Raw genomic sequence first — 25,395 nt, forward strand, 5'->3', positions numbered from 1 at the left:
CAGCGCCACACAGCCCGGCACGGCCCAGAGCCGCCCCGCCCCCTAAACCGGGGTCGGGCGGCTTTTTTGTGACTTGGGAAGCAGGCGCGTCGCCAGCACGGCTGCCGCTATGGCCGCGTAGATAAATGGCTCAACCTGCCAGACCTTAAAGGCAATGCTATAGTGTACGCAGGCCAGCACCATGGCCACGTAAACCGTTCTGTGCAGCGGAGCCCACCGCTTGCCCAGCCGCATAATCGACTTGCGCGTGGAAGTAGCCGCCAGCACGCACAGGATAACAAAAGCCAGCAGGCCAAAGCTCAGGAACGGGCGGGTGGTAAAATCCGTCCAGATCAGGGCCGGGTTCAGCCCGCGCGCCCATGTCAAGTAGAGTGTTACGTGCATGGCCGCATAGGTAAAGGCCAGCAACCCCAGCGGCCTGCGGTAGAGGATGAGGTTAATTCTGGTAAAGCGCCGCAAGGGTGTCACCATAAGCGAAACCAGCAGGAAGCGGAACGCATAACGCCCAAAGTCATGCAGGCATTCGCGGTAAGGCCTTGGCCCCAGCCAGCCCAGCCACCCTTCCACCAGATCAAACACGGCGGGGAGCAGGAACAGGCCGTAAAGCAGAACCTGCCGTGCCAGTGGCGACAGGTTTTTGCGCCGCGCGCGACCGGCAACAGGTGGAGCCATGATCAGCCTTTATTCTTCCGGGGTGCCTGACAGCGCATTCAGGCCATGCGCCTTAACCTTGAAAGGAGTTTGTGCGTTATGTCCATAATACGCAAGAACATGCAGGAGTCTCTGATACCATGAGCACAGCAAAGACAATCGGCTTTATCGGGTTTGGCGCAATGGCCAGCCGCATGGCCACAAACCTGAAAAAAGCAGGATTTGCAGCCGTGGCCTACACGCCCTCCGGCAAGGGAGGGGACGAAAACACCGCCTTCCTGCCCAGCCCGGCAGATGTTGCCAGAACGGCTGATATTGTTCTTGTGTGCGTCCCGGATGATGAGGCCCTGAGCGCCAGCATGTACGGCCCACAGGGCGCGCTGGCGGGCATGCCAGAAGGCGGACTGTTACTGAACACAAGCTCCGTCTCCCCCGAAGCCGCACAGGCCTTGCTGGATGCGGGCCAGAAGCTGAAAGTCAGCGTTGTGGACTGTCCGGTTTCTGGCAGCACGCCTGAGGCGGACAGCGCCAGTCTGGTGGTGCTGGCTGGTGGGAGTGAGGATGACATGGCCCGCGCCAAACCGGTGTTTGACGCCATTGGCCGCCTGACCATTCATGCAGGCCCGGCAGGCAGTGGCGCACGGCTCAAGCTGGTTATTAACGGAATTATGGGGGCCGGGCTGGCCGCCGTGGCCGAAGGCATTGCCTATGGTCTGGCCGCGGGCCTCGACCGCACCATGCTGTTTGATGCGCTGGATAACATGGCCGTGATCTCCCCCCACCACAAACGCAAGATCAAAATGGCCAAGGAAGGGGATTTTTCGCCCCAGTTCCCTACCCGGCTCATGCAAAAAGACATGCGCCTGCTGCTTGATGCCTGTGCCCGTCTGGCCGTGCCCGTGCCCACCATGGCCGCAGTCACGCAGGAATTCTCCCTGACCCGCCGCGCCGCAGCAGATGCGGACTATTCCGCCCTGATCGGGGTACTGGAAAACATTGTGGCCAACGACCCGTAAGGGTTTAGCCCCTCCAAGCCGTTCAGCCGCGCTCAAACGCACGCAGGGCCTTAACACCCTGCCACATGAGTGCGGCGCGATCCCCCAGCCCACGGGGCTGCCCGGCCTGCCGGGCAGCCCCTGCAAGGTCGCGCTCAGCCAGTACGGCAGGCAGAGCCGCAAGGCGCAAAGGCGCGGGCAGATGGGGCCAGTCCAGCGCCGCCAGCCATGCCTGCCCCTGTAGCCTGAGCGCCTCCTGCCGGGCAGGCCATATAAACCGCCCTGATTGCTGGAGTACCGGCCAGTGCCGCAGCATGGCCCCTGCCCCATAAGCCATGCCACAGGCCTCCAGCCTGAGCAGGATGGCGGGGTCTTCCACCCCCAGCAATTCGCCCATAGCGCGTTGCAGCGCGCCGGGGCCATCACGCATCATGCCCTCCCATGCCGGTTGATCGCGCGCGCCGGTCAGTTCCATCTCGCAAGAGTGAACAAGGCGGAGCAGTGTGGCCAGCCGGGCCTGCCCGCATGCCATCATCCCCAGCAGAAAGGGGGCCAGAATGTGCTCGGGAGGACGGGCCTTTTCCAGCACTTCGCGCCACCATTGCAGGCGGATCAGCCCGGCCATGGGCCCGGCCACCGCAGCCGAGCGGGCCGGGGCCAGCACGCGAATCAGCTCATTATGGAACGCCAGCAGCACAAGCCCGCCCGACTGTGCGGATGCGGGCAGAAAACGCACACAGAGCAGCCTGTCCGCATCCCCCGCCGCAAGCCCCGCCAATGCCTGCATATCAGTATGTGATGGAGGGGTGTTCATGGCTGCATCCTACTTCTCTTACCCGGTAGCATGTTGCAAATTCATGCTGTTTCATGCGTAATGCACATATAGCTTTCCTTACGGACTGCCGCGCCACCCCACCCCCACCAGCAGGGCAAGTTTCCGTGAGCAAGGGACAAAGAGACGTCGGACCTTCATCCGCTGACTCTGTGCCACATGGCGCACCCATAGCTCTGGACAGGCGCGTTTTGGATACGCCCTGCTTGATACGACGGAGTTATGTCATGGCTTTTGAACTGCCAACCCTCCCCTACGCCCCCAACGCCCTTGCCGCACGTGGCATGTGCCAGGAAACGCTTGAGTTCCACCACGGCAAGCACCATCTGGCCTACGTAACCACCCTGAACACGCTGCTCGAAGGCAAGCCCGACCTTGCTGGCAAGTCTTTGGAAGACATCATTCTGGCCGCACACGGCAAGGCTGACCTGACCGGCCTGTTCAACAATGCTGGCCAGCATTGGAACCACTCGTTCTTCTGGAACAGCCTGTCCACCTCCGGCGGTGCCATGCCCGAAAAGCTGGGGGCCAAAATTACCGCAGACTTTGGCAGCGTCGACACCTTCAAGGAAGAATTCCGCAAGGCCGCCATTTCCCAGTTCGGGTCTGGCTGGGCATGGCTGGTGCTGGGCAAGGATGGCAAGCTGGCCATTACAAAAACCCCCAATGGCACCAACCCGCTGGCCGAAGGTCAGGGCACGGCGCTGCTGACGGCGGATGTGTGGGAACACTCCTACTATCTGGACTTCCGCAACCGTCGCCCGGACTACATCACCAACTTCCTGGACAAGCTGGCAAACTATGAATTTGCCGAAGCCCAGCTGAACGCGGCCTGAGTGCAAAACCACCGGCCTCAAGCCGGTCTGGTGTAAAAAAGGCGGAGCTCCCACGGGGCTCCGCCTTTTTTCATATCGGCCATTCCATAGGGTGTGCGACATATGCACACATCCCCCTTGATTGTGCTGTTGGGCCTTCCAATCTTAAAGGTGTCAACACGACAGACCCTGCCTTCCATTGCCGCAAAGCGGGATGGGGCAAGGCCTTCAGTCGCCTACGATAAAGGGACAAGAGGGATATTATGGATATTGCAAAATTTACCGAACGCTCACGCGGTTTTCTGCAGGCAGCACAGACCATTGCCCTGCGCGATTTTAACCAGCAGCTTACGCCCGAGCACCTGCTCAAAGCCATGCTTGATGATGAGGAAGGCGCTGCGTCGGCCCTGATCCGTGCAGCCGGTGGCAACCCCGATGCGGTCCGTGCTGCCAACGAGCAGGCACTGGCCAAGCTGCCCAAGGTACAGGGTGGGGGCGCTGGCCAGCCAGCGGCTACCCCGGATCTGGTGCGCGCACTGGATTCCGCCGAACAGATCGCCCAGAAGGCAGGCGACAGCTTTGTAGCGCAGGACCGCCTGCTGGTAGCCCTTGCCGCAACCAGCAGCGCGGCGGGTGAGGCACTCAAAACCAACGGCGCCACCCCCGATGCGCTGGAAAAAGCCATAGCCACCATCCGCAAGGGACGCACAGTGACCAGCGAAAACGCTGAAGCCAATTTTGACGCGCTGAAGAAATATGCGCGGGACGTGACCGAAGTTGCCCAGCAGGGCAAGCTGGACCCGGTTATTGGCCGGGATGAGGAAATCCGCCGCGCCATTCAGGTTCTGGCCCGCCGCAGCAAGAACAACCCTGTGCTGATTGGCGAACCCGGCGTGGGTAAGACCGCCATTGTGGAAGGTCTGGCCCAACGCATTGTTAATGGCGATGTGCCCGAAGCGCTTAAAAACAAAAAACTCCTCTCGCTCGACATGGGCGCGCTGGTGGCCGGTGCCAAATATCGCGGTGAGTTTGAAGAACGCCTGAAAGCCGTGCTCAAGGAAATTGAGTCCGCTGAAGGGCAGGTCATCCTGTTCATTGATGAAATGCACACGCTGGTCGGCGCAGGCCGGACCGACGGCGCCATGGATGCGTCCAACCTGATCAAGCCTGAACTGGCACGTGGCACACTGCACTGCATTGGCGCCACCACGCTGGATGAATACCGTAAGTATATTGAAAAAGACGCAGCACTCGCCCGCCGCTTCCAGCCCGTTTACGTGGGCGAGCCTTCCGTGGCCGATACCATTTCCATCCTGCGCGGGATCAAGGAAAAATACGAGCTGCACCATGGTGTGCGCATTACCGATGGCGCACTGGTCGCCGCGGCAACCCTGTCCAACCGCTACATCACGGACCGCTTTCTGCCCGACAAGGCCATCGACCTGATAGACGAGGCCGCAAGCCGGTTGCGTATGCAGATCGACAGCAAACCCGAAGAACTGGATGAACTGGACCGCCGCATTATCCAGCTCAAGATCGAGCGGGAAGCGCTGCGCAAGGAAGACGACACCGCAAGCAAGGACCGTCTGGTATCCGTTGAGACCGAACTGGCTGATCTGGAAGAAAAATCCAACACGCTCAGCGCCACATGGCATGCGGAAAAAGACCGCGTGCATGCGGTGCAGAAATTGCAGGAACAGCTTGATCAGGCCCGCTCCGATGTGGAAGTGGCCCAGCGCAAGGGCGACCTGCAACGTGCTTCCGAACTGATGTATGGCGTTATTCCCAACCTGCAAAGCCAGATTGCCAGCGCCCAGCAGACGGAGGAACAGGAAGCAAAAAGTGCGAACCTTGTCTCCGAAGCGGTGACGGATCAGGGCATTGCCTCGGTTGTCTCGCGCTGGACGGGTGTGCCCGTGGACCGGATGCTGGAAGGCGAACGGGCCAAACTGCTGCGGATGGAAGACGAACTGCGCAAATCCGTTGTGGGGCAGGAACCCGCCCTGCGTGCGGTCGCCAACGCCGTGCGCCGTGCCCGCGCCGGTTTGCAGGACCCCAACCGCCCGATCGGTTCGTTCCTGTTCCTCGGCCCGACGGGTGTTGGCAAAACGGAGCTGACCAAGGCGCTCGCCCGCTTCCTGTTTGATGATGACAAGGCCCTGCTGCGGATTGACATGAGCGAGTTCATGGAAAAGCACGCCGTAGCCCGCCTGATTGGCGCCCCTCCGGGTTATGTGGGGTATGAGGAAGGTGGCGTACTGACCGAAGCCGTGCGCCGCCGCCCTTATCAGGTCATCCTGTTTGACGAGGTGGAAAAGGCGCATGAGGATGTGTTCAACATTCTGCTGCAAGTGCTCGATGATGGCCGCCTGACCGATGGTCAGGGCCGCACGGTGGACTTCCGCAATACGCTGATCATCCTGACCAGCAACCTCGGCTCCGAATATCTGGCCAACCAGCCGGATGGGGATACCCCAGCCATGGTGCAGGCGCAGGTCATGAAGGTGGTGCGTGAGCACTTCCGCCCCGAGTTCCTGAACCGTCTGGATGAGGTTATCCTCTTCTCGCGCCTCCAGCGGGTGGATATGACCAAGATTGTGGATATTCAGATCAGCCGCCTGCAAAAGCTGCTCGAAGACCGCAAGATCAGCCTGCATCTGGATAATCTGGCCGAAACCTGGCTGGCGAATGAAGGATACGACCCGGTTTATGGTGCGCGCCCCCTTAAAAGGGTTATCCAGCGCAGCCTGCAAAACCCGCTGGCCGGGCAACTGCTTGAAGGTGCGATCCATGATGGCGAGACCGTAAATATTTCTGCCAACGGGGATGGCCTGCTGATAAACGGTCAGGCCGCTACAGAGCCTGAACCTGCCTACTGACCCGGATACCCCGGCCTGTTAGCAGCACATAAAAAAACGGGAGGGCGCGTGCCTTCCCGTTTTTTGTTGAACAAGAGAGGAACATAACCATGTCCGAGCCTGAATGGCTCATCTGGGCCAGAGAGGTTCAGGCCATTGCCCAAACCGGACTGACCTTTGCCAAAGACCCGTTTGACCGCGAACGCTATGAAATGCTGCGTACGCTGGCCGCCAAGGTTATGGCCCGCGGCAGTGGTGCCCCCATCCGGCAGATAGAAAACCTGTTTACCCAGCAGACCGGCTACGCCACCCCCAAGCTGGAAGTACGCACCGGGGTATTTGACGCCCAGAACCGCCTGCTCATGGTGCGTGAAGTGCTGGACCAGAACCGCTGGACCGTGCCGGGCGGCTGGGCGGATGTAAACCTGAGTGCCTCGGAATCCGCCGCCAAGGAAGTGTGGGAAGAAACCGGATACACGGTGCGCATGACCCGCCTTGCCATGGTGCTGGACCGGGCAAAGCAGGGGCATGAACCACCTGAGGCTTTTTCCATCACCAAACTGTTTTTTCTGGGAGAACTCACCGGCGGGGCTCCCACCACCAGCATTGAAACCAGCGAGGTCCGGTTTTTTGCGCGCAACGAAATCCCGCACGACCTCTCAACCGGGCGTATCTCACGCCAGCAGATCGACCGGCTGTTTGCACACCACGCCGATCTGAGCCTGCCAACCGAATTTGACTGATTAGAGGTGCCTGCCCGGCCGCATCAGACTGACTGATCCACCGGGTAGGGCAATCCCCAGCGACACACTATGCAATCTGGGGCGTAATATGCTGGAACTGCCGCTCAAAACGCGCACGGTCTTCTGCCAGCAGGCGCACGGTAATATCCGCCTCTTCCTCCCGGTCGTCACGACCTATGACCTCGCCATGCTGGTACAGCCATGCCAGCGCAGCACCGTCGGCCAGTGGCAGGGCGTAGCGCACCATTTCCATCCCCGATGTAATGCGCTGGTCAATACGGGCCAGAAGCCGGTCCAGCCCATCACCCGTAATGGCGGAAATGGCAACGCTTTCATCCCCCTGCGGGGCTGCTGCGTGTTCGCCCAGCAGGTCTACCTTGTTCAGCACTTCAATCACACGGCTTGGCCAGTCCTGCTCAAGCATGTTGTCCTTGGCCATGCTTTGCAAAACACCCAGCACGTCTTTTTTCTGGGTCGCGCTATCGGGGTGCGCAATGTCACGCACATGCAGGATAATGTCGGCTTCGGCCACTTCTTCCAGCGTGGCGCGGAAGGCGGCAATCAGCTCCGTTGGCAGGTCGCTGATAAAACCGACCGTATCCGATAGAATAACCTGCCGCCCCGATGGCAGCTCTATGGCGCGCATGGTCGGATCCAGCGTTGCAAACAACTGGTCCTGCGCATAAACGGTGGCCCCGGTCAGGGCGTTGAACAGGGTGGATTTACCCGCATTGGTGTAGCCCACAAGAGCCACAACGGGGAACGGCACACGTTTGCGGGCCTGCCTGTGCAGCCCGCGTGTGCGGCGCACCTGCTCCAGATCCTTTTTAAGGCGCACAATGCGCTCGCCAATCATGCGGCGATCAGCTTCGATCTGGGTTTCACCCGGACCACCCAGAAAGCCAAAGCCACCGCGCTGGCGCTCAAGGTGGGTCCACAACCGCACAAGGCGGGAGCGCTGATATTCCAGATGCGCCAGTTCGACCTGTAATGTCCCTTCCCGCGTGGCGGCACGGGCACCAAAAATATCCAGAATAAGGCCGGTCCGGTCGATGACCTTGCAGCCGAACTCGGTTTCCAGATTACGCTGCTGAGCGGGGGTCAGTTTGGTATCCACCACCAGCACGTCAATATTGTCGGCCTTGACGGCTATTCTGAGGGAATCGATCTGCCCCTTGCCCAGCAATGTGGCCGAGCGGCGCATACGCAGCAGAAGAACAGCTTTACGGACAATAACCAGACCAATGGAGGCCGTCAGGCCAACGGCTTCTTCCAGCCGGGCCTCCGCGGCCCTGACGTCCTGCCCGTGGGCTGAGCGCTCCCACGGCAGAATAACGGCAGCACGCGTTGCAACCGTTTGTTTTTTCTCAGTAAAACTCGTCGCCAAGAGATGGTTCCTTGTCCGCCTTTGCGCCCGCTCCGGTGGAGTCTGCAATATCTACGGGAATGCTGGGCATAACAGTGCTGATGGCATGTTTGTAAATAAGCTGGGTTTGCTCATCCCGCCGGAGAAGCACCACCTGATCATCAAACCACGTAATAAAACCCTGAAGTTTGACACCATTGACCAGAAATACGGTCACAGCCGCCCGGGAACGGCGAATCTGGCCTAAAAATGCATCCTGCACATGATGTGCACTCTCTTTTTCCACTGTGTGCGACCCTATTCCATTTTCTTTTTCTTGGGAGCCAGATCCAACGCCTGCCCTGACTCGCAACAACTCACTGATCAGCCAGTGTTCCGTTCGTCCGATGTTACACCAAGCTGCTTGAGTTTACGATGCAAAGCGCTCCGCTCCATGCCCACAAACAGCGCTGTGCGGCTTATGTTCCCTCCAAATCGTAATAATTGTGCCTGAAGGTACTGGGTTTCAAACAGGTCCCGCGCCTCGCGCAGTGGCAGGCTCATGACATCGGTCGCGGCATCAAACTTTAACAGCCCCGGTGCGTTCTCCCCTATTGTGGAAGGCAGCATGTCCGCACGGATCAGGTCCTGGCTGCTGCCGGGCTGCATGATCAGTACCCGTTCCATCAGGTTGCGCAGTTCACGCACATTGCCCGGCCAGTCATACGCCTGCAGCACGGCCACCGCATCAGGCGACAGATCGCGCGAGGGCAGGCCCGCCATTTCCGCCGCACGGTGCAGGAACAGTGTTGCCAGACCGGGAATATCGTCCCGCCGCTCCTTGAGGGCTGGCATCCGCAAGGGCACAACCGCCAGACGGTAATACAGGTCCTCGCGGAAGCGCCCGCCTATGATTTCGGCCTGAAGGTCGCGGTTGGTGGTCGCCAATACACGCACATCCACCTTAACGCGGGAGCCCCCACCCAGCCGTTCAAAGGTCTGGTCCTGCAGGGCGCGGACAATCTTGCCCTGCGTTTCCAGCGGCATGTCCGCCACCTCATCCAGCAGCAGGGTGCCACCATGGGCGCGCTCAAGCACGCCTGTGCGGCGGCCAACACCATCCACCCCACCTTCCAGCCCGAACAGTTCCTCCTCAAACCGGCCCGGAGCCAGCGTGGCGCAGTTGAGTGCTACAAAAGGCCCATCCGTCCGACGGGAGCGGGCATGGATCATGCGGGCAGCCACCTCCTTGCCCGAGCCCGGGCCGCCGCTGATCAGCACGCGTGAGCCGGTGGGAGCCACCTTTTCTATCTGGTTGCGGATAGCCACAATCTGGGCACTATTACCGTACAGGTCTGCATCCTGCCCGGCGCGCAGGCGCAGTTCCTCATTCTCACGCGCAAGGCGCGATGCCTCAAGCGCGCGGCGGACAATGACCAGAAGCCGGTCGGCCTGAAACGGTTTTTCTATAAAATCGTAGGCACCGTGCTGCAAAGCCGCCACGGCGGTTTCGATCGTGCCATGGCCCGAAATCATGACCACGGGCACGGAGGCTTCCTCCGCCTTCATGGTTTGCAGGATTTCCAGCCCGTCCATATCCGAGCCCTGCAACCACACGTCCAGAATGACCAGAGACGGCCTGCGAACCCGAAAAGCCGCCAGCGCTGCCTCGGAACTGGAGGCAACGCGGGCCTCATACCCTTCATCACACAGAATGCCTTCAATCAGCATCCGGATGTCGGGTTCGTCATCAACGATCAGGATTTCATGCGCCATGGTCGTCTTTCACCGGCAAAACCAGAGTAGCCACAGTTCCCTTCTCTCCTGCCCTGTCTTCCAGACGGACCGTTCCACCATGATCTTCCATGATTTTTTTCACAATAGCCAATCCCAGCCCCGTTCCCTTGGCTTTGTGGGTGACGTAAGGCTCGGCCAGACGGTTCCTGTCATCCTCGGGAAGTCCCACCCCATTGTCGGCCACGACAATAGCAATGGTTTCCTCTTCCTGCGCAATACGCACCCATACCTCTCCCTTGGGAGCCACCTCCTGCCCGGATGCGTCAGCCTGCCGGGGAAGCATGGCAATGGCGTCCGCCGAATTTTGCAGCAGATTGATCAAAGCCTGACTGATAAGCCGCCGGTCACACCGAACCCATGGTCCGTGCTGTGGCAGATCAAGGTGGTACGAAATCTCATGGTGGGCGTTACGTTGCAGGATGAGCACCTCCTGCGCAATACGGGAAAGGTTCTCATCCTTCATAACGGGCTGCGGCATACGGGCAAAAGCCGAAAATTCGTCCACCATGCGTCCGATATCCCCCACCTGACGCACAATTGTATCCGCGCATTGGGCGAACGTATCGGGGTCGGAGGTGATTTCCTTCAAAAAACGGCGTTTGAGCCGTTCGGCCGCAAGCTGGATGGGGGTAAGCGGATTCTTGATCTCATGCGCGATGCGGCGGGCCACATCCGCCCAGGCCGCCTTGCGCTGGGCCTGTTGCAGGGCCGTAATGTCATCAAATGTCATGACATACCCTTCGGTAACAGTGCCGCGCAGTTCCGCCCCCACGCGCACAAGCAGGGTGCGCTGGCTGGTAGCGTGGCCAATCTGGATTTCACGCGTGAACACGGTCTCGGGCGAGAGGGTGATCTCCTCAAGCAATCCGGCAAATTCCGGCACACGGGTTGCCAGACGCTCGCCCGTGGCATCCGCCAGATTGGTCTGGAGCAGCACGCTGGCGGCACGGTTGGGCAGTTCGATCCGCTGTTCCACATCCAGCCCGATCACCCCTGCGGACACGCCCGACAGAACGGCCTCGGTAAAACGCCTGCGTTCATTGATCTGCCCATACGCCAGCATCAGCTCCGAACGCTGGCTGTCCAGTTCCTCCGTCATGCGGTTAAAGGCGCGGGACAGGCTTGCCACTTCATCATCCCGGTCGGTTTCGGGCACATGGACACGCAGGTCACCTTCACTCACCCTGCGGGCAGCCATGCTCAGCAGGCCAAGCGGACGGGCAATCTGGTTGGCCAGCGCAAAACCGATCAGGGCGGCAACAGCCAGCACCAGCAGCGCCACCAGAACAAAGATCATGACAAAGGTAAGCTGGATCTTGGCCTTGTTGCGGTTAAGGTGTTTGTAGTCCGCCACCACCTTTTCCGTCCGGTGCATATGATCCAGAATGGACGGGTCAACCAGCCGGGTAATCACCAGCATGAGTGTAGGTGTTTGTGACAGTTCCACAACCGCACGCACCGTGCGCTCATCCGGGGAATCCAGAATGGCCACATCGTTGGAACGCGCCATAAGCGTGGCCGCGGGCGGGGGCAGGTCCTGCAGGTAGCCTGTCCGGCTCATCAACCCGCCAGCCGCCACAACACGGTTGGTAATGGGGTCATACACCAGAGCTTCGGTCAGCCCGCGTATGGTCGCCTGACTGTCGAGCATCTGGGACAGGGCATCATGGTCCTGCAACAGTTCCATGCCGCTGGCGGCCAGTTCGTTCTGCGCGCTCATGATGTAATTGGACATCGAAAACGCATCTGTGCGGATATTGGCGTTATGCTCCTGCAAATATCCGCGCGATGCCTGCAAGGCTTCGTTCAGTGCCGTGTTGACCCTATCGGAAAACCAGATCTGTATGCCGTAATGGAAAAACAGGGTGGCAAACACACCCACCACCACCGTAGGGGCAACGGCCACAATGCCAAACAGGGTGACAAGGCGCACATGCAGGCGTGTGCCCGCCAGCCCCTTGCGATATTCCACCAGAATAGGCCAGCCACGCACGCCCATGGCCAGCAGCAGAAGCAGCAGTACCAGCCCGTTCACTACCAGCACCAGCGGCTCGACCACGGCGTAATGCCCAAAGGACATACCACCCGAAAGCACAACAAAGGTTGCAAACACAAGGCACAGCGCCAGAGCCACAAGTGTTACGGCAACGCTCCTGCGCTCAAGCGCACGCAGCAGCCATTGCAGGCCCGCGCGCGAAAACAGGTGGGAAAAGGAGAGGCGTGGTGTGTTTGTCATCCCTGTGGCTAGACTACGCCACGCACAACGGGAATCTCAAGGTCACGTATTTTCTTACGCAAGGTATTCCTGTTCAACCCCAACATGGCGGCGGCCTTGATCTGGTTGCCCCGTGTTTCCGTCAACGTCATCTGGATCAGTGGACGTTCCACCTCTGCAATAATACGGGCATGCAGATCATGCAACGGCATACCTTCCCGCCCCGCCTCCAGATAACGGGCGATATGGCGCGAGACTGAATCGACCAGAGGTTCAGCCACCTGCCGACAATCTGGCACAAAATCACTCCCCTGAGGATCGGCCAGTTCTGCATCCACCAGATCGGCTGTAATGGTCTCCTGCGAATACAGGGCCATAATGCGGCGGATCAGGTTTTCCAGTTCCCGCACATTGCCCGGCCAGCGCCATGCCTGCAGGCGGGTCATGGCTTCCTCATCCAGCGTCCGGTAGCCTCCTCCTGCTTCGCGGCACTGGGCCAGAAAATGGCGGGCAAGGAGGGGGATGTCCTCCCGTCGTTCCCGCAGGGGGGGCAGGCGCAGGGGCACCACGTTCAGGCGGTAGTACAGATCCTCACGGAAAGTGCCAGCCTGTATGGCCTGCCGTAAATCCCTGTGGGTTGCGGCCACAATCCGCACATCGGCATGCAGGGGAGTGGAGCCGCCTACGGTAGTAAACTCCCCTTCCTGTAACACGCGCAGAAGGCGGGTCTGGGCTTCCTGTGGCATATCCCCGATCTCATCAAGAAACAGCGTGCCACCCGATGCCTGCTCAAACCGGCCGGGCATGCGCCCCAGATTGCCGCCACGCTCGTAGCCGAACAGTTCGCTCTCGATCTGCTCACGCGGGATGGCGGCCATATTGACAGCAATAAACGGACCACTACGGCGGCGGCCATATTCATGCAGGGCACGGGCCACCAGTTCCTTGCCGGTGCCGCTCTCCCCCGAGATCATCACGGTCAGGTCCGAGGTCGTCAGTCTGGCAATGCTGCGGTAGATGCCCTGCATGACCACGGATTGCCCGATCAGTGGCAGCCGTTCCTCCGGTGTCTGGGGGGATGCGGGTTTTTCCGCCTCCTGTACCGGAGTGGTCAGCGCACGCGCCACAACCGCAAGCAGTTCCTTCAGGTCAAACGGCTTGGCCAGATATTCAAACGCGCCGCGCTGCGTGGCCTTTACGGCGGTTGTCAGCGTGGATTGGGCGCTCATGACAATAACCCGCAGGTCCGGCCGGATCTGGCGGATGCGCGTTACCAGTTCCAGCCCGTTGCCATCGGGCATGGCCACATCGGTAATGACCAGATCGCCCTCCCCTTCCTGCACCCACTGCCACAGGGTGGAGGCATAGGGCGTGACCTGAACCTGATAACCCGCGCGACCAAGTGCCTGCCCCAGCACGGTACGGATGGACCGATCATCATCAGCAACTAGAATGGTGGGCAGTGGCGTCATGCGTTTGGAACCAGAGGAATAACAACAGGGACAGGCTTATCAGGCGCAGGCAACCCCAAGGTCAAGACAGTCCGCCCCTTTCTTCCGCCAGCGGAAGGAAAAGACTGATTTCCGTTTTGCCCGGTCGGCTTTCAACTTCCATCACTCCACCGTGGTCATCCATCACCTTGCCCACCAGCGCCAGCCCCAGCCCGCTGCCGTTGACCTTGGTGGAAACAAAGGGTTCAAACAGATGCGGCCTGACTGTTTCCGAAATACCGGGCCCTGTGTCCCTTATGGTCACCACCAGCGGCAGGTGCCGCCATTGGGTGGTACCCGGAGCGGTCACGCGAATACCCGGTCGATAACTGGTCATCAGGGTAATATCCCCCTTTTTGCCGGTCTCATGCAGCGCTTCCGCCGCGTTCTTGACCAGATTGAGCAGCACCTGCACCAGCCTGTCCCTGTCCCCCCAGACATGGGGGAGCGAGGGGTCATACTGCTCTATAATCCGCAGGTCCTTGGCAAAACCGTTGCTGGCCAGCAGCTTTACGTGTTCGAGCAGGCGGTGGATGTTCAGGGCGCGGTAGTCCATCTGCGCCTCGCCAAACATGCCCATGCGCTCAACCAGTGCATCTATGCGGTCCACCTCATCACAGATCAGGGTAGCCAGATCACGGTCTGCATCTTCCACGGCCTGCTCCAGCAACTGGGCCGCCCCCTTGATGCCTGAAAGCGGGTTGCGCACCTCATGCGCCAGCATGGCCGCCATGCCCGACACACTCCGCGCCGCCGAACGATAGACCTGCTGCTGGTCCAGCACCCGTGCGGTGGATGGCAGGTGGAATGTGAGCAGCAGATGCCCCGGATGGTCCAGCACCTCGGCCCCCTGCACGCTCACCCCCTCGTGGTGAAACCGTGGAGAACTGAACAGGAGATCATGCTCGGTCACACTTCCCCCACGCTGGCGCAGATGGGCAAGCAGCAGATAAATCGGGTGGTCGGGTGGGGCAATTTCGGCCATGCCGCCAGCCCTGATCTGCTGGCGGGACATACCAAAAAACTCCTCTGCCGCCATATTGAGCGCCAGAACAGCATTCCCTGCCCCGACCTCAAGCAACGGAACAGGCAGGCTGTCCAGTAGAAGCGCCGCGTCAGGCTCTGCCCTGTCTGGCGCTTGTGTGCTCACGCCGCGTAAGCCTGTTCGTGCTGACGTGCGGCTTCCTGACGGGAGGCACGCGGCTCCCGCTGCGCACCGGCGGCAATCTGCTGGTCATAAAACTCGGCAATCCGGGCTATGGCCTCATCGGGCGTTTCCACCTTGTTGAAGACGGCACGGAATGCAGCCGAAGCAGGCAGCCCGGCAGAATACCAGGACACATGCTTGCGGGCCAGCCGCAGGCCGGGGCGTGGACCAAAATGCTCCAGCATCATGTTATAATGCTCCAGCACAATGGCTTTTTCCTGTTCCAGTGCGGGGTCTGGCATCTCCTCCCCCGTACGCAGGGCATGGGCAACCTGCGCCAGAAACCACGGCCGCCCATAGCAGCCGCGCCCGATCATCACCCCATCAGCGCCGGACTGGGCCAGTGCGTTGCGGGCATCGGCTGTGGTCAGGATGTCGCCGTTCACAATAACGGGCAGGTCCACCGCGTTTTTAACATTGCGCACAAACGCCCAGTCCGCCGTGCCGTTATAAAACTGCTGGCGGGTGCGCCCGTGCACCGTAATCATGCGAATACCCGCGTCCTGCGCAATACGGGCCAGCACGGGGGCGTTAAGATGCTCATGGTCCCAGCCCATGCGCATTTTGAGCGTGACAGGCACAGACACGGCCTTGACCACCGTTTGCAGCATGCGCTGTGCCGCGGCCTCGTCCCGCATCAGGGCGGAGCCTGCCATCTGCCCCACGGCGACCTTTTTAACCGGGCAGCCAAAATTAATGTCGATCAGGTCCGCCCCACGGTCCACGGCAATACGGGCCGCTTCGGCCATGGCCTGCGGGTCACACCCGGCCAGCTGCACGGCATTGGGGCCACCGGCATCGGCCACTTCGGCCATGCGCAGGGTGGTATCGTTCTCACGCACCATTGCCCATGAGGCAATCATTTCGGAAACAACAAGGCCAGCCCCAAGCCTGCGGACCAGCCGCCGGAATGGCAGGTCGGTCACGCCGGACATGGGCGCCAGAATTACCGGCGTATCAAGAACAACACCGCCCAGATCAATCGGACGCAGCAGAGGTTGCGTTTGCACAGTCATTTCCATTTGCCTACGAATTAGGCAGAAATACCGGTCCACGCGCCCCTGTGCAATGTTTTTTCGCCGTCAGCGACGCGGCGCGGTTTTACGGCACCAGAACGCTGACGGTAGCCGCACAGGCAATGCCTTCTTCCCGCCCGGTAAAGCCCAGCCGTTCAGACGTTGTGGCCTTGACCGAAATACGCTCCACATCCACTTCCAGCAGCGCGGCAAGGCGCTCCCGCATGGCCTGCGCATGGGGGCCAATTTTTGGGCGTTCGCAAATCAGGGTCAGGTCGGCATTGACCAGCATGCCCCCCCGCGCGCGAATACGCTGACCGGCATGGATAAGAAAGCGCGCGCTATCCGCATCCTTCCACTCGTTCTGGCTGGGGGGAAAATGCCTGCCGATGTCACCTTCGGCCAGTGCGCCATAAATGGCGTCACACAGCGCATGGATACCCACATCGGCATCGGAATGACCGGCCAGACCATGCGTGTGGGGAATGGTAATCCCGCACATGATCAGCGGACGCCCTTCCTCAAAGGCATGCACATCATACCCAAGGCCCACACGCGGCAGCAATGTGGGGCCAATCAGCCTTTCAAGACGCACCAGATCAGCCTCGTATGTCAGTTTGATATTATCTTCATCGCCCGGCACAAGCGCCACGCTAAAGCCGGACTCCTCAAGCAGCTTGGCATCATCCGTGGCATTGAGCGAGGCCGCTGCGCGGTGCAGGTCCAAAAACAGGCCAAAGCGGAAACCCTGAGGCGTTTGCGCACGGAACAGATGCTCGCGCGAGACGGTACCATCAATCACGCCGTCTTTTTCACGCTTGAGGGTATCGGCCACGGGCACAGCGGGAATAGCACCGGGATGCTCCGCCAGAGCCGCCACAACATTGGCCACCAGTTGCCCGGTAACATAAGGGCGGGCACCATCATGCACCAGAACCAGATCGGGCTTTTGCTCCGGTGGCAGGGCGTCCAGCGCCTCCAGCCCGGCGCGCACACTGGCCTGCCGGGTTTGACCACCCTGCACGGGCGGCAGAACAGCCAGCCCCTGCAATGCGTCATTCAGGGAGGAAGGGTCCCCCACTGGCTGAATAGAGGAGACATGCGGCAGAAGAGCCTCTGCGGCGTGTCGGATAACGGGCTGGCCAGCAAGCAGCACGTACTGCTTGGGCGTGGCGCACCCCGTGGTGGCGGCATAGCGGCTGCCTGTACCGGCAGCCAGTAGAATGGCAGCTACTCGCATGTCCGAAGCAATGAGGCCACACCCCTGCCCCGTCAAGCCTGAAAATGGGAAAGAGAGGCATCCCCCTCAACACGGTTCCTACCGTGCAGCGGGCAGCACTCTGCACACTGGCTCACACCGCCAGCGCCCCTGCATGAAGCGCAGGTTACGGCAGCCCCCCACACGCGGGGTTGCCGCCCTGATGGCCGCAAGGGCAGGCGCTCAGACCCGAGGCTGCGCAAACCCACCCTACCACCAGACCGGTCTACCCCTTAAAGGGCGGCATCCCCAGTCTCACGCGTGCGGATGCGGATGACACGGGTGAGATCGCTGACAAAAATCTTGCCATCCCCGATCTTGCCCGTATGCGCTGCATCCAGAATCGCTTCCAGAACCTGATCAAGCAGGGCATCGCTTACAGCGACTTCCACCTTGATCTTGGGCAGGAAGCTGATCCGGTATTCAGCTCCACGGTAAATTTCCGTCTGCCCTTTCTGGCGACCAAACCCCTTGACTTCCGAGACAGTAATCCCCTGAACACCCAGCGGCGCAAGCGCTTCGCGGACATCATCGAGTTTAAAGGGCTTTATAATGGCGGTAATCAGCTTCATACTGCCTGCAACTCCCTGCTGCAAAACATTTCCATGACGTTACGATGTTGGCACAGTTAAACACCAATTGCCAAGAGCTTTGATGCACCTCAAGGCAAGACGGCTGGTTTTGTCGCAAAGGAGGGCGCATAAAGAGGGCATGATCCGCAACAGCCTGCGCGGCTTTTGGGGCGTGCCGCCTGCCAGATGTGTGAATGTTAAGGAAAAAACCGCATGAGCCCAATCTCCCCCGACGCCACGGCAGAACACGCCAGCACCCACCACCCGCATGTGGCGGACGTGGATGTGTGCATTATCGGCGCGGGGCCAGTTGGTGCCGCTCTGGCGTGCCGTCTGGCGCGTGGCGGCATGCGGGTGGCTGTGGTGGACAAGGCGGCCCTGCCTCCCATGGAACACCCGGATCTGGACGGGCGCGCCTACGCCATTGCCGCAGGTCCCAAGGAGTTTCTGGAAAGTGCCGGGGTGTGGGACCTGCTCCCCGCCGCCTCCTGCCCGATTGAGGAAATTCTGGTCACAGATGGCAGGCCCGGTGAACCCGCGTCCTCCCTTTTTCTCGAATTCACGCGAGAAGATGCCTCCCAGCCCTTTGGCTGGATGGTGGAAGCCCGCGCCCTGCGCGTGGCACTGAACAAGTGCCTGAGCACCACACCGGGCGTGACCGTTCTGGCCCCCGCGGAAGCAAAAATTACCCGCACGGCACAAAATGCGCATGTGCAGCTTCACGATGGCCGCAGCTTTAACGCCCGCCTGATTGTGGCCGCCGATGGCCGCCGAAGCCGCCTGCGCTCAGAAGCCGGTATTCCCCTGACCCGCCTGCCCTATGGGCAGACCGCCATTGTGTGCGCCATTGCCCATGAGTTCCCGCACGACAACAGCGCGCTGGAACACTTCCTGCCCGCTGGCCCGTTTGCGCAACTCCCCATGACGGGCACGGACGAACACCCCTACATGTCCGCCATTGTGTGGAGCGACAAGGACGGCATAGCCGAACGCTTTGCCGCTCTGCCCGACGAGGCCTTTGCCCGGCAGGTGGAACGCCGCATGGGCAATACCCGCCTTGGCCGTGTAACACCCGTGGGCCGCCGCTGGACTTACCCGCTCTCCGCCCAGTATGCCGCACGTTATACAGATACACGGCTCATGCTGGTGGGGGATGCCGCACACGGGATTCACCCCATCGCAGGTCAGGGGCTTAACCTTGGTTACCGGGATGTCATTCACCTGAGCCCGCTGCTGCTGGACATCCATGCACAGGGCAAGGACCCCGGCGCCCCCGCGGTGCTTGCACGTTATCAGGCCTTGTGCCGCCCGGCCAATATGCTCATGCTGGCGGCAACAGATGCGCTGGACAGGCTGTTCAGTAACAACAACCCGGTCCTCCGTCTGGCGCGTGATCTGGGTATTGCGGGCGTGCATCGCTTTCCTGCCCTGCGGAAAGCTTTTGTAAAGCACGCCATGGGTTTGTAGTTACGGAGTAGCCGGGATGCAGGACGGTAGCGTTACCTCAGTCAGTTCCAGTCATTTTGAAGAAAGCAGCATGATGTGCGCGCCACAGCTGACCGTGCTGTGGCGGCAGATGACGCAGGAAGCATGCAGTTGCTATGACCCACTGGTACGCGGCCTGCTGGCAACCGGCGTACGGAGCCATTCCAGCTTTGCCTCGGCTCTGGCGGCCCTGATTGGCCGCAAACTGGGGGACCGGTCCGTTGCCGCCGATGCACTTTCCGAACTGGTGAAGGAAGGCTTTGACGAGGAGCCTGATCTTGTATGCGCGGCGGCCGCCGACCTGCTGGCCATTCGGGAGCGGGACCCGGCCTGCCCGGATTTTGTAACCCCGTTCCTGTTCTTCAAAGGCTATCACGCGGTGCAGACCTACCGGGTGGCGCGCTGGCTCTGGCTGTCGGAACGGCGGCATCTGGCCCTGCACCTGCAAAGCCGGGCATCGGAACTGTTCGGGGTGGACATTCACCCAGCCGCACAGCTTGGACGCCGCATTCTGTTTGACCACGGCACCGGCATTGTGGTGGGGGAGACATCCATTATTGAAGACGATGTTTCCATTCTGCAAAATGTGACCCTTGGTGGCACGGGCAAACATTGCGGAGACCGCCACCCCAAGGTGCGCCGGGGTGTGCTGATTGGCGCAGGCGCCAAAGTCCTTGGCAATATTGAAATTGGCGAAGGCGCCAAGATTGGGGCAGGCTCCATTGTGCTTGAGCCCGTACCCCCCTTTACCACCGTGGTAGGTAACCCCGCCCGCAAGGTGGGTGTGCGCCACAAGGGCATGCCTGCCCTGGACATGGACCAGACACTCCCCCCCATTGATTACATTATCTGACACCCAGAGCATGGGGGCACGTGCTGCGCGGCTCCTGCCCCCATATACCTTAACCAGCCTACTGCTGGCACGATGCTTTACCCAGCCCCGTGGCACAGTGCGACACCGGACAATTCGGCGCAGAGCGGGCACAAAAAAGGGCGGAGCCTGATCTCCCACCCTGACAGGATTTTACAGATAAAACTGGCGCGCCCTATTGGATTCGAACCAATGACCCACAGCTTAGAAGGCTGTTGCTCTATCCGACTGAGCTAAGGGCGCGAAAAGCCTCCCATCCCGCATACAGGGGATGGAGGCTGAAATTCAGTGCGTCCAGTTCTGTATCCGGTTATAGCCGAAATTATCGGCATAAACCTTGGGACGACGGTGCCGCTGCGCTGGCTGCTCAACCTCATAAGCAATCTGCTCATGCTGGGCGTATGCCTCGGCGGCCTCGCGGCTGTCAAACAGAAGACGGAGCTGGGACCGGGTATCCGCGCTGCCGGTCCACCCCATAAGGGCATCCTGCCTGCGTGGAGCGCTCTGACCGTATTCAAACACCCATTTGCGGGTGCCTGCCAGACCGGACTGACCTGCTGGCTTGGACTGCTGATAAATACGCGCTGGCATTACGTGCCTCCCGCTTTATTTATGGTCGGGGCGCCCGGACTCGAACCGGGGGCCTCGTGTACCCAAAACACGCGCGCTACCAGGCTGCGCCACGCCCCGAACAAGCGGGAAACTAGGCGTCTAATTATAAACTGGCAACCCTGTGGCGCTAAAAAAATTACTCCGCACACTCTTTTTTGTTACTGACCAGTGGCGGCACGAACAGCGGAGCCGTATCCCACGGAAAAAGAACCCACGTATCCTGCGGAACTTCCGTAATAAACAGATCGGTCAAGGGCTTACCGGCAGGTTTGGCATACAGGCAGGCAAAATAGGCTTTGGGCAGACATTCGCGCACAAAGCGTGCGGTCACGCCGGAATCGACCAGATCATCAATGATCAGGAACCCTTCCCCATCCCCCGCGGCCTCTGGTGCCTTGATAATCTGGGGCTGACCCATTTCTTCTTCGTCATAGGTCACGACGGAGATGGTCTCGATCAACCGGCACCCCAGTTCCCGGGCGGCAATGGCTGCGGGAATTAACCCGCCACGGGTAACCGCCACAATACCTTTAAAGGGCATTCTGGGCATAAGAGCCGCCGCCAGCGCCCGTGCATCCCTATGCAGTTGCTCCCATGTTACCGTGGCATATTGCACAGCCATAAACACCATCCTTTAACAATCACGCCGCAGGCCGGGTTACCCCCTGCCTTTATGCGCCCTCTTTAGCAGGAAGAAGCACCAGTTCCTACAGAGTGTTGCGCACCCGCAATCACCCCTTTGTCAGGCCCGGTCAAAACCAGATGAGGCATAGCGACAGGGCGCGGCTATAGACTGCAGGGCGGATCAGTCCTCATCCTCTCCACCGGGGGTATCACCGATCCGTTCCAGATATTCGGGCTCTCCGTAATCGCCTATGTCTTCATCCACATCCATGCGCACGACCACGGCCCCGGCAACATGCAGGATACCGGCCCGGATTTTGTCCACGCGCCTGCGTGCATCTTCCACGTTCGGGCACACAATGGGCACTCCCGCCCGCAATACCCCGCCCTGCCATACAAATGGCTGAAACACGATCCGCTCCGCTACCGCCATGTTAGCCTTCCACACGCAATATGTTCTTTGTTTGTTCTATCACATATGCAGCCGCTGGCAAAGGCGATAATACACACAGCCAATAAGCATACCGTTACCGTTGTACGGTGCCTCCTGCCGCCATATGGGGGAGCGGCATGCCATATTGCTCCCCATACCGTGCGGCAAACACATCGCGCTCCAGCCGTTCGCAATAATCCAGAGAGCGGATCAGTGCTTTCTCGGCCTGTGCCGTGCGGCCATAACTCCGTTTGTCATGCCGCCAGAGCATAAGCACATTCACGGATCATGCATCGTCACTATGCCAGGTTACGCGCTGGCGTATGCTGGGGGCAAGGCATCAAATGCCTGCCAGTCATTGCCGTCATACCTGCGCCAGACCTCGTGGCGCAGGGTGCGTTCGTACTGGGGGCTGGCGCGCAGGTCATGGCTCCACGGGCTCCGTCTGCCACGCGGGGAACGGGTCTGGCAGGTTTGCAAACATGCTTCCGTCAAAAAGAGTTTGCCCGGCATCTGGCACAAGGCAGGCGTTCAATGCGGCGCGAATGGCGGCCTCGTCCATATCGGCCGTGCCGATAAACACCATTTCCTGCCTGCGGTCGCCATAAACCCGGTCCCACCGGGAAACCAGCATATCCTGCCATTCCGTATCTTCCGGCCAATGTTCGGGAGGAATGGCAACCCACCAGTGCCCGGCGGCCTGTGTTTGCACCAGAGCACCAGCCAGCCCCAGTTCGCCCACCCACATGGGTCTGGTCGCCAGCCAGAAATACCCCTTGCCGCGCACAACACCCGGCCAGGCATGATCTATAAAAGCCTTGAACTTTTCGGGAATAAACGGGCGACGTGCCCTAAAAACAAAACTACGGATACCGTATTCATCCGTTTCGGGAACATGGTCTGTAAACCCGTAAAGCTCTTTATACCATAATGGGTTTTTGTGAGCCTTCTCGTAATCAAATCGGTACGTATTCAAAATCCTGTCCAACGGCACCACGGAATTGTCTGTCTCCACAATATCGGCATCCGGGTTCAGGCTCATAATAATCTGGCGGGCGGCTACGCGCTGTTCGGGCGTGGCGCTGGAAACCTTGTTGAGCACAACAACATCTGCAAATTCAATCTGCTCCACCAGCAGGGAAACCAGAGCGCGTTCATCATCCTCCCCCGCGATTTCTCCCCGATCCTTGAGAAAATCGGTTGAGCCGTAATCGTTCAGAAGGTTAACCGCATCCACAACGGTTACCATGGTATCCAGCCGGGCTATGTCCGCCAGACTGGCACCGGCTGCGTCGCGGAACTCAAACGTGGCGGCAATAGGCAGAGGTTCCGCAATTCCGGTTGATTCCACCAGAAGATAATCAAACCGCCCATCTTCGGCCAGCCTGCGTACTTCCTGCAACAGGTCATCACGCAAGGTGCAGCAGATGCAACCGTTACTCATTTCCACCAGTTTTTCATCCGTGCGGGAGAGGTTGCTCCCACCGCGCACCAGATCGGCGTCTATGTTCACATCGCTCATGTCATTCACAATGACCGCAACCTTGCGGCCTGTGCGGTTATTCAGAATGTAATTGAGCAAGGTTGTTTTTCCGGCACCAAGAAAACCGGACAAAACAGTAACGGGCAGTCTGGCGGGCATGGGAGAACCTTATTGTTGCGGCATACTCCCTCCGGTGTATACGTTATAATATAACATAACAATTACGACTTGAAATTAAAACGCCAGCCCGCAGGCAAAGCAGCCTCGGGGCAGGCCTGCACCCGCCCTGCCCCGCCCATACCCGTCTTATGGCGCGCTGAGATGCGTATAAAGAATGGAACAGCCTATGCCGATCAGCGCACACCCGCCCAGAATTTCTGCGTAACGACCAATCCACACGCTGGCATGTCGGCCAATAATCACCCCCATTGTGGCCACAACGGTTGTAATGCCGCCTATAATCAGGCAGGCGGACAGAATATTCACCTGCATGACACCAAGGCTAACCCCCACAGCCGTTGCATCGATGCTGGTAGCCAGTGCGGTTGTGACCAGACCAAGCACCCCACGCCGCGGCGATGCCTGATCCACAACCTGTTCTGACTGGGTCTGCTCTTCGCCCCGCACGGCAAGGCGGATCATGTTGCCACCAATGACCAGCAGCAGGCCAAAGGCAATCCAGTGGTCAACCGCTGCAATCCATGTGCTGAGTGCTAACCCCAGAACCCAGCCGATGACTGGTGTTATGGCTTCAAAAAAACCAAAGACCGCGCCTATGCGCACGGCGTCATTCAAACGGGCAGTCTGCTGGCTTGCCCCTTTGCCAACAGCCGCGGCAAAGGCATCCACCGACAGGCTGAGCCCCAGAACACCCAGCGTGAAAAAACCAGTCATGAGAAGTCCACGGGCCGCAGGAAACACAAACAGCAGACAGAAATCCCCCGGCCACAACTGGGACTTCCTCCGCCGTTGGTCTTGCCTGGCGTTTTTTGCAAAACGCTGCCTCCACCATGGCCCTAAAGCCAAGTATGTTGATGAAGGCCCCTCAAAACTGAGGGTAACTACTCCCCAAGGACTGCGCGATGCCTACCAAGTGCCGGGCAGGATTGCAACCCTGTGTTTATCCGCTTTTCATCCACAGGCTTACCCACGCAAGCATCCTCAGAATCTGTGGATAATATATTAAAGCCCGTGCCGGTCGAGGAGGAGGGACCGCGCCTCCGGATTGCCCCCCCCTTTACTCTGTAAACAGTCCGCCACTACGCCACACAACGCGACCAACAACCTGGACCGGAGAGCTGCCATCCCGGATTATTTGCTGTGCTTCCTGAGCGTTGATCTCATCGGTGGGATAACGCGGGTTATCACTCATGACCAACAGGTTGCCATTTGCACGCAAAGAAAGCCTTTTTACCAGAAGCTGGTCCCCAACTCTCAAGGCATAGACACCACCTGTAAAAATGTCTTTATCCATTAAATCAAACACAACGCTGTCACCAGAAAATATCACTGGCTCCATACTGTCACCACGCACGGTAAAACTTACCAGCCTGCGTGATCTGGTTTTAAGATGTTCTGGCAAAAGAGAGGTGCTTATCTGGAAGGATACGCTTTCTTCGGCATAGACTGACGAAATACCATGTCCGACTGATAACTCTATGTCATAACCGGGAATATGCATGAGTTCTGAGAGAGGTTTTTGCCTGCATGCCACTTCGTTACGGCATGCATTGGGCTGATCGCCGAACAGCAGCCATTGCAGGTCCACATCGCATGCCTGTGCGATCTGCTCTGCGATCCCGATTTTCCACTCTCTTCCGTTCATGTAACCGCTAAGAGTGGTCGTACCAACATTTGCCGCCACGGCGACATGCGCCAGCCCCCCGGCATTCTTTACAGCCTGCTTCAGGCGCAAAAAACGTGAAAGATCTTCCCGCTTATGCTCCGCCTCTGGAAAATAACCGATTTCGGTGTTTTTCATGCTCATTTTTGTGAGGTTTCTAACGCTTTCCAGCGTTTATCCACAAGATATCCACTGAAACTGCGTGGGCACAAACCGAAAACGATTGACGTAATTCGGTGTGTCGCTATCT

24 protein-coding genes, 2 tRNA genes and 1 riboswitch are annotated in these 25,395 nt (G+C 59.5%); of the genes, 6 read left to right on the forward strand and 20 right to left on the reverse strand.

Features of this window, described 5'->3' with window-relative positions:
* Window positions 1-42 precede the first annotated feature (42 nt).
* Entirely contained in the window at window positions 43-672 is a 630-nt protein-coding gene (locus HNR55_RS05470) for a protein-methionine-sulfoxide reductase heme-binding subunit MsrQ (protein WP_166112468.1), read from the reverse strand.
* Window positions 673-791: 119 nt separating this feature from the next.
* Here HNR55_RS05470 and HNR55_RS05475 point away from each other — a divergent pair, with 119 nt between their 5' ends.
* The gene (locus HNR55_RS05475) at window positions 792-1,667 is read left to right on the forward strand and encodes an NAD(P)-dependent oxidoreductase (protein WP_166112471.1); all 876 of its coding nucleotides are present in this window, start codon (window positions 792-794) and stop codon (window positions 1,665-1,667) included.
* A 22-nt stretch (window positions 1,668-1,689) separates the two neighbouring features.
* Here the strand turns inward: HNR55_RS05475 and HNR55_RS05480 are convergent, their stop codons facing one another.
* Entirely contained in the window at window positions 1,690-2,460 is a 771-nt protein-coding gene (locus tag HNR55_RS05480; RefSeq protein ID WP_166112474.1) for a squalene/phytoene synthase family protein, read from the reverse strand.
* Between the two features lie 245 nt (window positions 2,461-2,705).
* On the opposite strand from HNR55_RS05480, the gene HNR55_RS05485 reads away from it, so the two are divergent.
* The 3 genes from HNR55_RS05485 to HNR55_RS05495 all read left to right on the forward strand — a co-directional run bounded on the left by HNR55_RS05485 (window position 2,706) and on the right by HNR55_RS05495 (window position 6,894).
* Entirely contained in the window at window positions 2,706-3,314 is a 609-nt protein-coding gene (locus HNR55_RS05485) for a superoxide dismutase (protein ID WP_166112477.1), read from the forward strand.
* A 242-nt stretch (window positions 3,315-3,556) separates the two neighbouring features.
* Complete coding sequence (gene clpB, locus HNR55_RS05490) at window positions 3,557-6,172, forward strand: ATP-dependent chaperone ClpB (protein ID WP_166112480.1); 2,616 nt, start codon at window positions 3,557-3,559, stop codon at window positions 6,170-6,172.
* An 89-nt stretch (window positions 6,173-6,261) separates the two neighbouring features.
* Window positions 6,262-6,894 carry an NUDIX hydrolase gene (locus HNR55_RS05495; protein ID WP_166112483.1) on the forward strand — a complete coding sequence of 211 codons (633 nt, stop codon included), beginning with the start codon at window positions 6,262-6,264 and terminating at the stop codon, window positions 6,892-6,894.
* A gap of 67 nt (window positions 6,895-6,961) precedes the next feature.
* Here HNR55_RS05495 and hflX read toward each other — a convergent pair whose 3' ends face one another.
* The 9 genes from hflX to HNR55_RS05540 all read right to left on the reverse strand — a co-directional run bounded on the left by hflX (window position 6,962) and on the right by HNR55_RS05540 (window position 17,794).
* The gene (hflX, locus tag HNR55_RS05500; RefSeq protein WP_166112486.1) at window positions 6,962-8,281 is read right to left on the reverse strand and encodes a GTPase HflX; all 1,320 of its coding nucleotides are present in this window, start codon (window positions 8,279-8,281) and stop codon (window positions 6,962-6,964) included.
* Window positions 8,262-8,546 carry an RNA chaperone Hfq gene (hfq, locus tag HNR55_RS05505; protein ID WP_166112489.1) on the reverse strand — a complete coding sequence of 95 codons (285 nt, stop codon included), beginning with the start codon at window positions 8,544-8,546 and terminating at the stop codon, window positions 8,262-8,264. Before hfq ends, hflX begins: the two co-directional genes overlap by 20 nt.
* 77 nt (window positions 8,547-8,623) lie before the next feature.
* Window positions 8,624-10,015: a nitrogen assimilation response regulator NtrX gene (gene ntrX / locus HNR55_RS05510; protein ID WP_166112492.1), complete on the reverse strand. Its 1,392-nt coding sequence runs from the start codon at window positions 10,013-10,015 to the stop codon at window positions 8,624-8,626.
* The gene (locus HNR55_RS05515; RefSeq protein ID WP_166112495.1) at window positions 10,005-12,272 is read right to left on the reverse strand and encodes a sensor histidine kinase NtrY-like; all 2,268 of its coding nucleotides are present in this window, start codon (window positions 12,270-12,272) and stop codon (window positions 10,005-10,007) included. The genes ntrX and HNR55_RS05515 overlap by 11 nt, the downstream gene beginning before the upstream one ends.
* Before the next feature lie 8 nt (window positions 12,273-12,280).
* Window positions 12,281-13,723, reverse strand: a complete 1,443-nt coding sequence (ntrC, locus tag HNR55_RS05520) for a nitrogen regulation protein NR(I) (RefSeq protein WP_166112498.1) — start codon at window positions 13,721-13,723, stop codon at window positions 12,281-12,283.
* 61 nt (window positions 13,724-13,784) lie between these two features.
* Window positions 13,785-14,891: a two-component system sensor histidine kinase NtrB gene (locus tag HNR55_RS05525; protein WP_166112501.1), complete on the reverse strand. Its 1,107-nt coding sequence runs from the start codon at window positions 14,889-14,891 to the stop codon at window positions 13,785-13,787.
* Window positions 14,888-15,958, reverse strand: coding sequence for a tRNA dihydrouridine synthase DusB (gene dusB / locus HNR55_RS05530; protein ID WP_184382580.1), 1,071 nt, complete (start codon window positions 15,956-15,958; stop codon window positions 14,888-14,890). The genes HNR55_RS05525 and dusB overlap by 4 nt, the downstream gene beginning before the upstream one ends.
* A 91-nt stretch (window positions 15,959-16,049) precedes the next feature.
* On the reverse strand, window positions 16,050-17,204 hold the full coding sequence (ispF, locus tag HNR55_RS05535; RefSeq protein WP_166112506.1) for a 2-C-methyl-D-erythritol 2,4-cyclodiphosphate synthase: 1,155 nt from the start codon (window positions 17,202-17,204) through the stop codon (window positions 16,050-16,052).
* Window positions 17,205-17,455: 251 nt separating this feature from the next.
* Window positions 17,456-17,794: a P-II family nitrogen regulator gene (locus HNR55_RS05540; RefSeq protein WP_025828032.1), complete on the reverse strand. Its 339-nt coding sequence runs from the start codon at window positions 17,792-17,794 to the stop codon at window positions 17,456-17,458.
* 213 nt (window positions 17,795-18,007) lie between these two features.
* Between HNR55_RS05540 and HNR55_RS05545 the strand changes: the two genes are divergently transcribed.
* Together HNR55_RS05545 and cysE are read left to right on the forward strand one after the other, a co-directional pair.
* Window positions 18,008-19,261, forward strand: coding sequence for a UbiH/UbiF/VisC/COQ6 family ubiquinone biosynthesis hydroxylase (locus tag HNR55_RS05545; RefSeq protein ID WP_166112509.1), 1,254 nt, complete (start codon window positions 18,008-18,010; stop codon window positions 19,259-19,261).
* A 70-nt stretch (window positions 19,262-19,331) separates the two neighbouring features.
* A complete protein-coding gene (gene cysE / locus HNR55_RS05550) occupies window positions 19,332-20,132 on the forward strand; it encodes a serine O-acetyltransferase (protein ID WP_242005462.1) in 801 nt (266 codons plus the stop codon).
* Window positions 20,133-20,316: 184 nt separating this feature from the next.
* On the opposite strand, the gene HNR55_RS05555 is transcribed toward cysE, so the two are convergent.
* From HNR55_RS05555 to HNR55_RS05595, 9 genes are all read right to left on the reverse strand, one after another.
* Window positions 20,317-20,393, reverse strand: a tRNA-Arg gene (locus HNR55_RS05555).
* 42 nt (window positions 20,394-20,435) lie between these two features.
* A complete protein-coding gene (locus HNR55_RS05560) occupies window positions 20,436-20,741 on the reverse strand; it encodes an ETC complex I subunit (RefSeq protein WP_166112515.1) in 306 nt (101 codons plus the stop codon).
* Window positions 20,742-20,763: 22 nt separating this feature from the next.
* Window positions 20,764-20,840: transfer RNA gene (locus HNR55_RS05565), tRNA-Pro, on the reverse strand.
* A 58-nt stretch (window positions 20,841-20,898) separates the two neighbouring features.
* Window positions 20,899-21,384: a xanthine phosphoribosyltransferase gene (gene gpt, locus HNR55_RS05570; RefSeq protein WP_166112518.1), complete on the reverse strand. Its 486-nt coding sequence runs from the start codon at window positions 21,382-21,384 to the stop codon at window positions 20,899-20,901.
* A gap of 183 nt (window positions 21,385-21,567) precedes the next feature.
* The gene (locus HNR55_RS05575; protein WP_166112521.1) at window positions 21,568-21,819 is read right to left on the reverse strand and encodes a hypothetical protein; all 252 of its coding nucleotides are present in this window, start codon (window positions 21,817-21,819) and stop codon (window positions 21,568-21,570) included.
* A 94-nt stretch (window positions 21,820-21,913) separates the two neighbouring features.
* Window positions 21,914-22,102, reverse strand: coding sequence for a hypothetical protein (locus HNR55_RS16880; protein WP_242005453.1), 189 nt, complete (start codon window positions 22,100-22,102; stop codon window positions 21,914-21,916).
* A gap of 141 nt (window positions 22,103-22,243) precedes the next feature.
* Window positions 22,244-23,461, reverse strand: coding sequence for a GTP-binding protein (locus HNR55_RS05585; protein ID WP_166112524.1), 1,218 nt, complete (start codon window positions 23,459-23,461; stop codon window positions 22,244-22,246).
* A gap of 147 nt (window positions 23,462-23,608) precedes the next feature.
* Window positions 23,609-24,196, reverse strand: a complete 588-nt coding sequence (locus HNR55_RS05590; protein ID WP_166112527.1) for a manganese efflux pump MntP — start codon at window positions 24,194-24,196, stop codon at window positions 23,609-23,611.
* Window positions 24,197-24,283: 87 nt separating this feature from the next.
* Window positions 24,284-24,384: riboswitch (yybP-ykoY riboswitch) on the reverse strand.
* Between the two features lie 155 nt (window positions 24,385-24,539).
* Window positions 24,540-25,166 (reverse strand): S24 family peptidase, encoded by a 627-nt coding sequence (locus HNR55_RS05595; protein WP_166112530.1) that lies wholly within the window; start codon window positions 25,164-25,166, stop codon window positions 24,540-24,542.
* Between the last annotated feature and the right edge of the window lie 229 nt (window positions 25,167-25,395).

The organism is Acetobacter lovaniensis (assembly GCF_014207635.1).
GTDB lineage: Bacteria > Pseudomonadota > Alphaproteobacteria > Acetobacterales > Acetobacteraceae > Acetobacter > Acetobacter lovaniensis.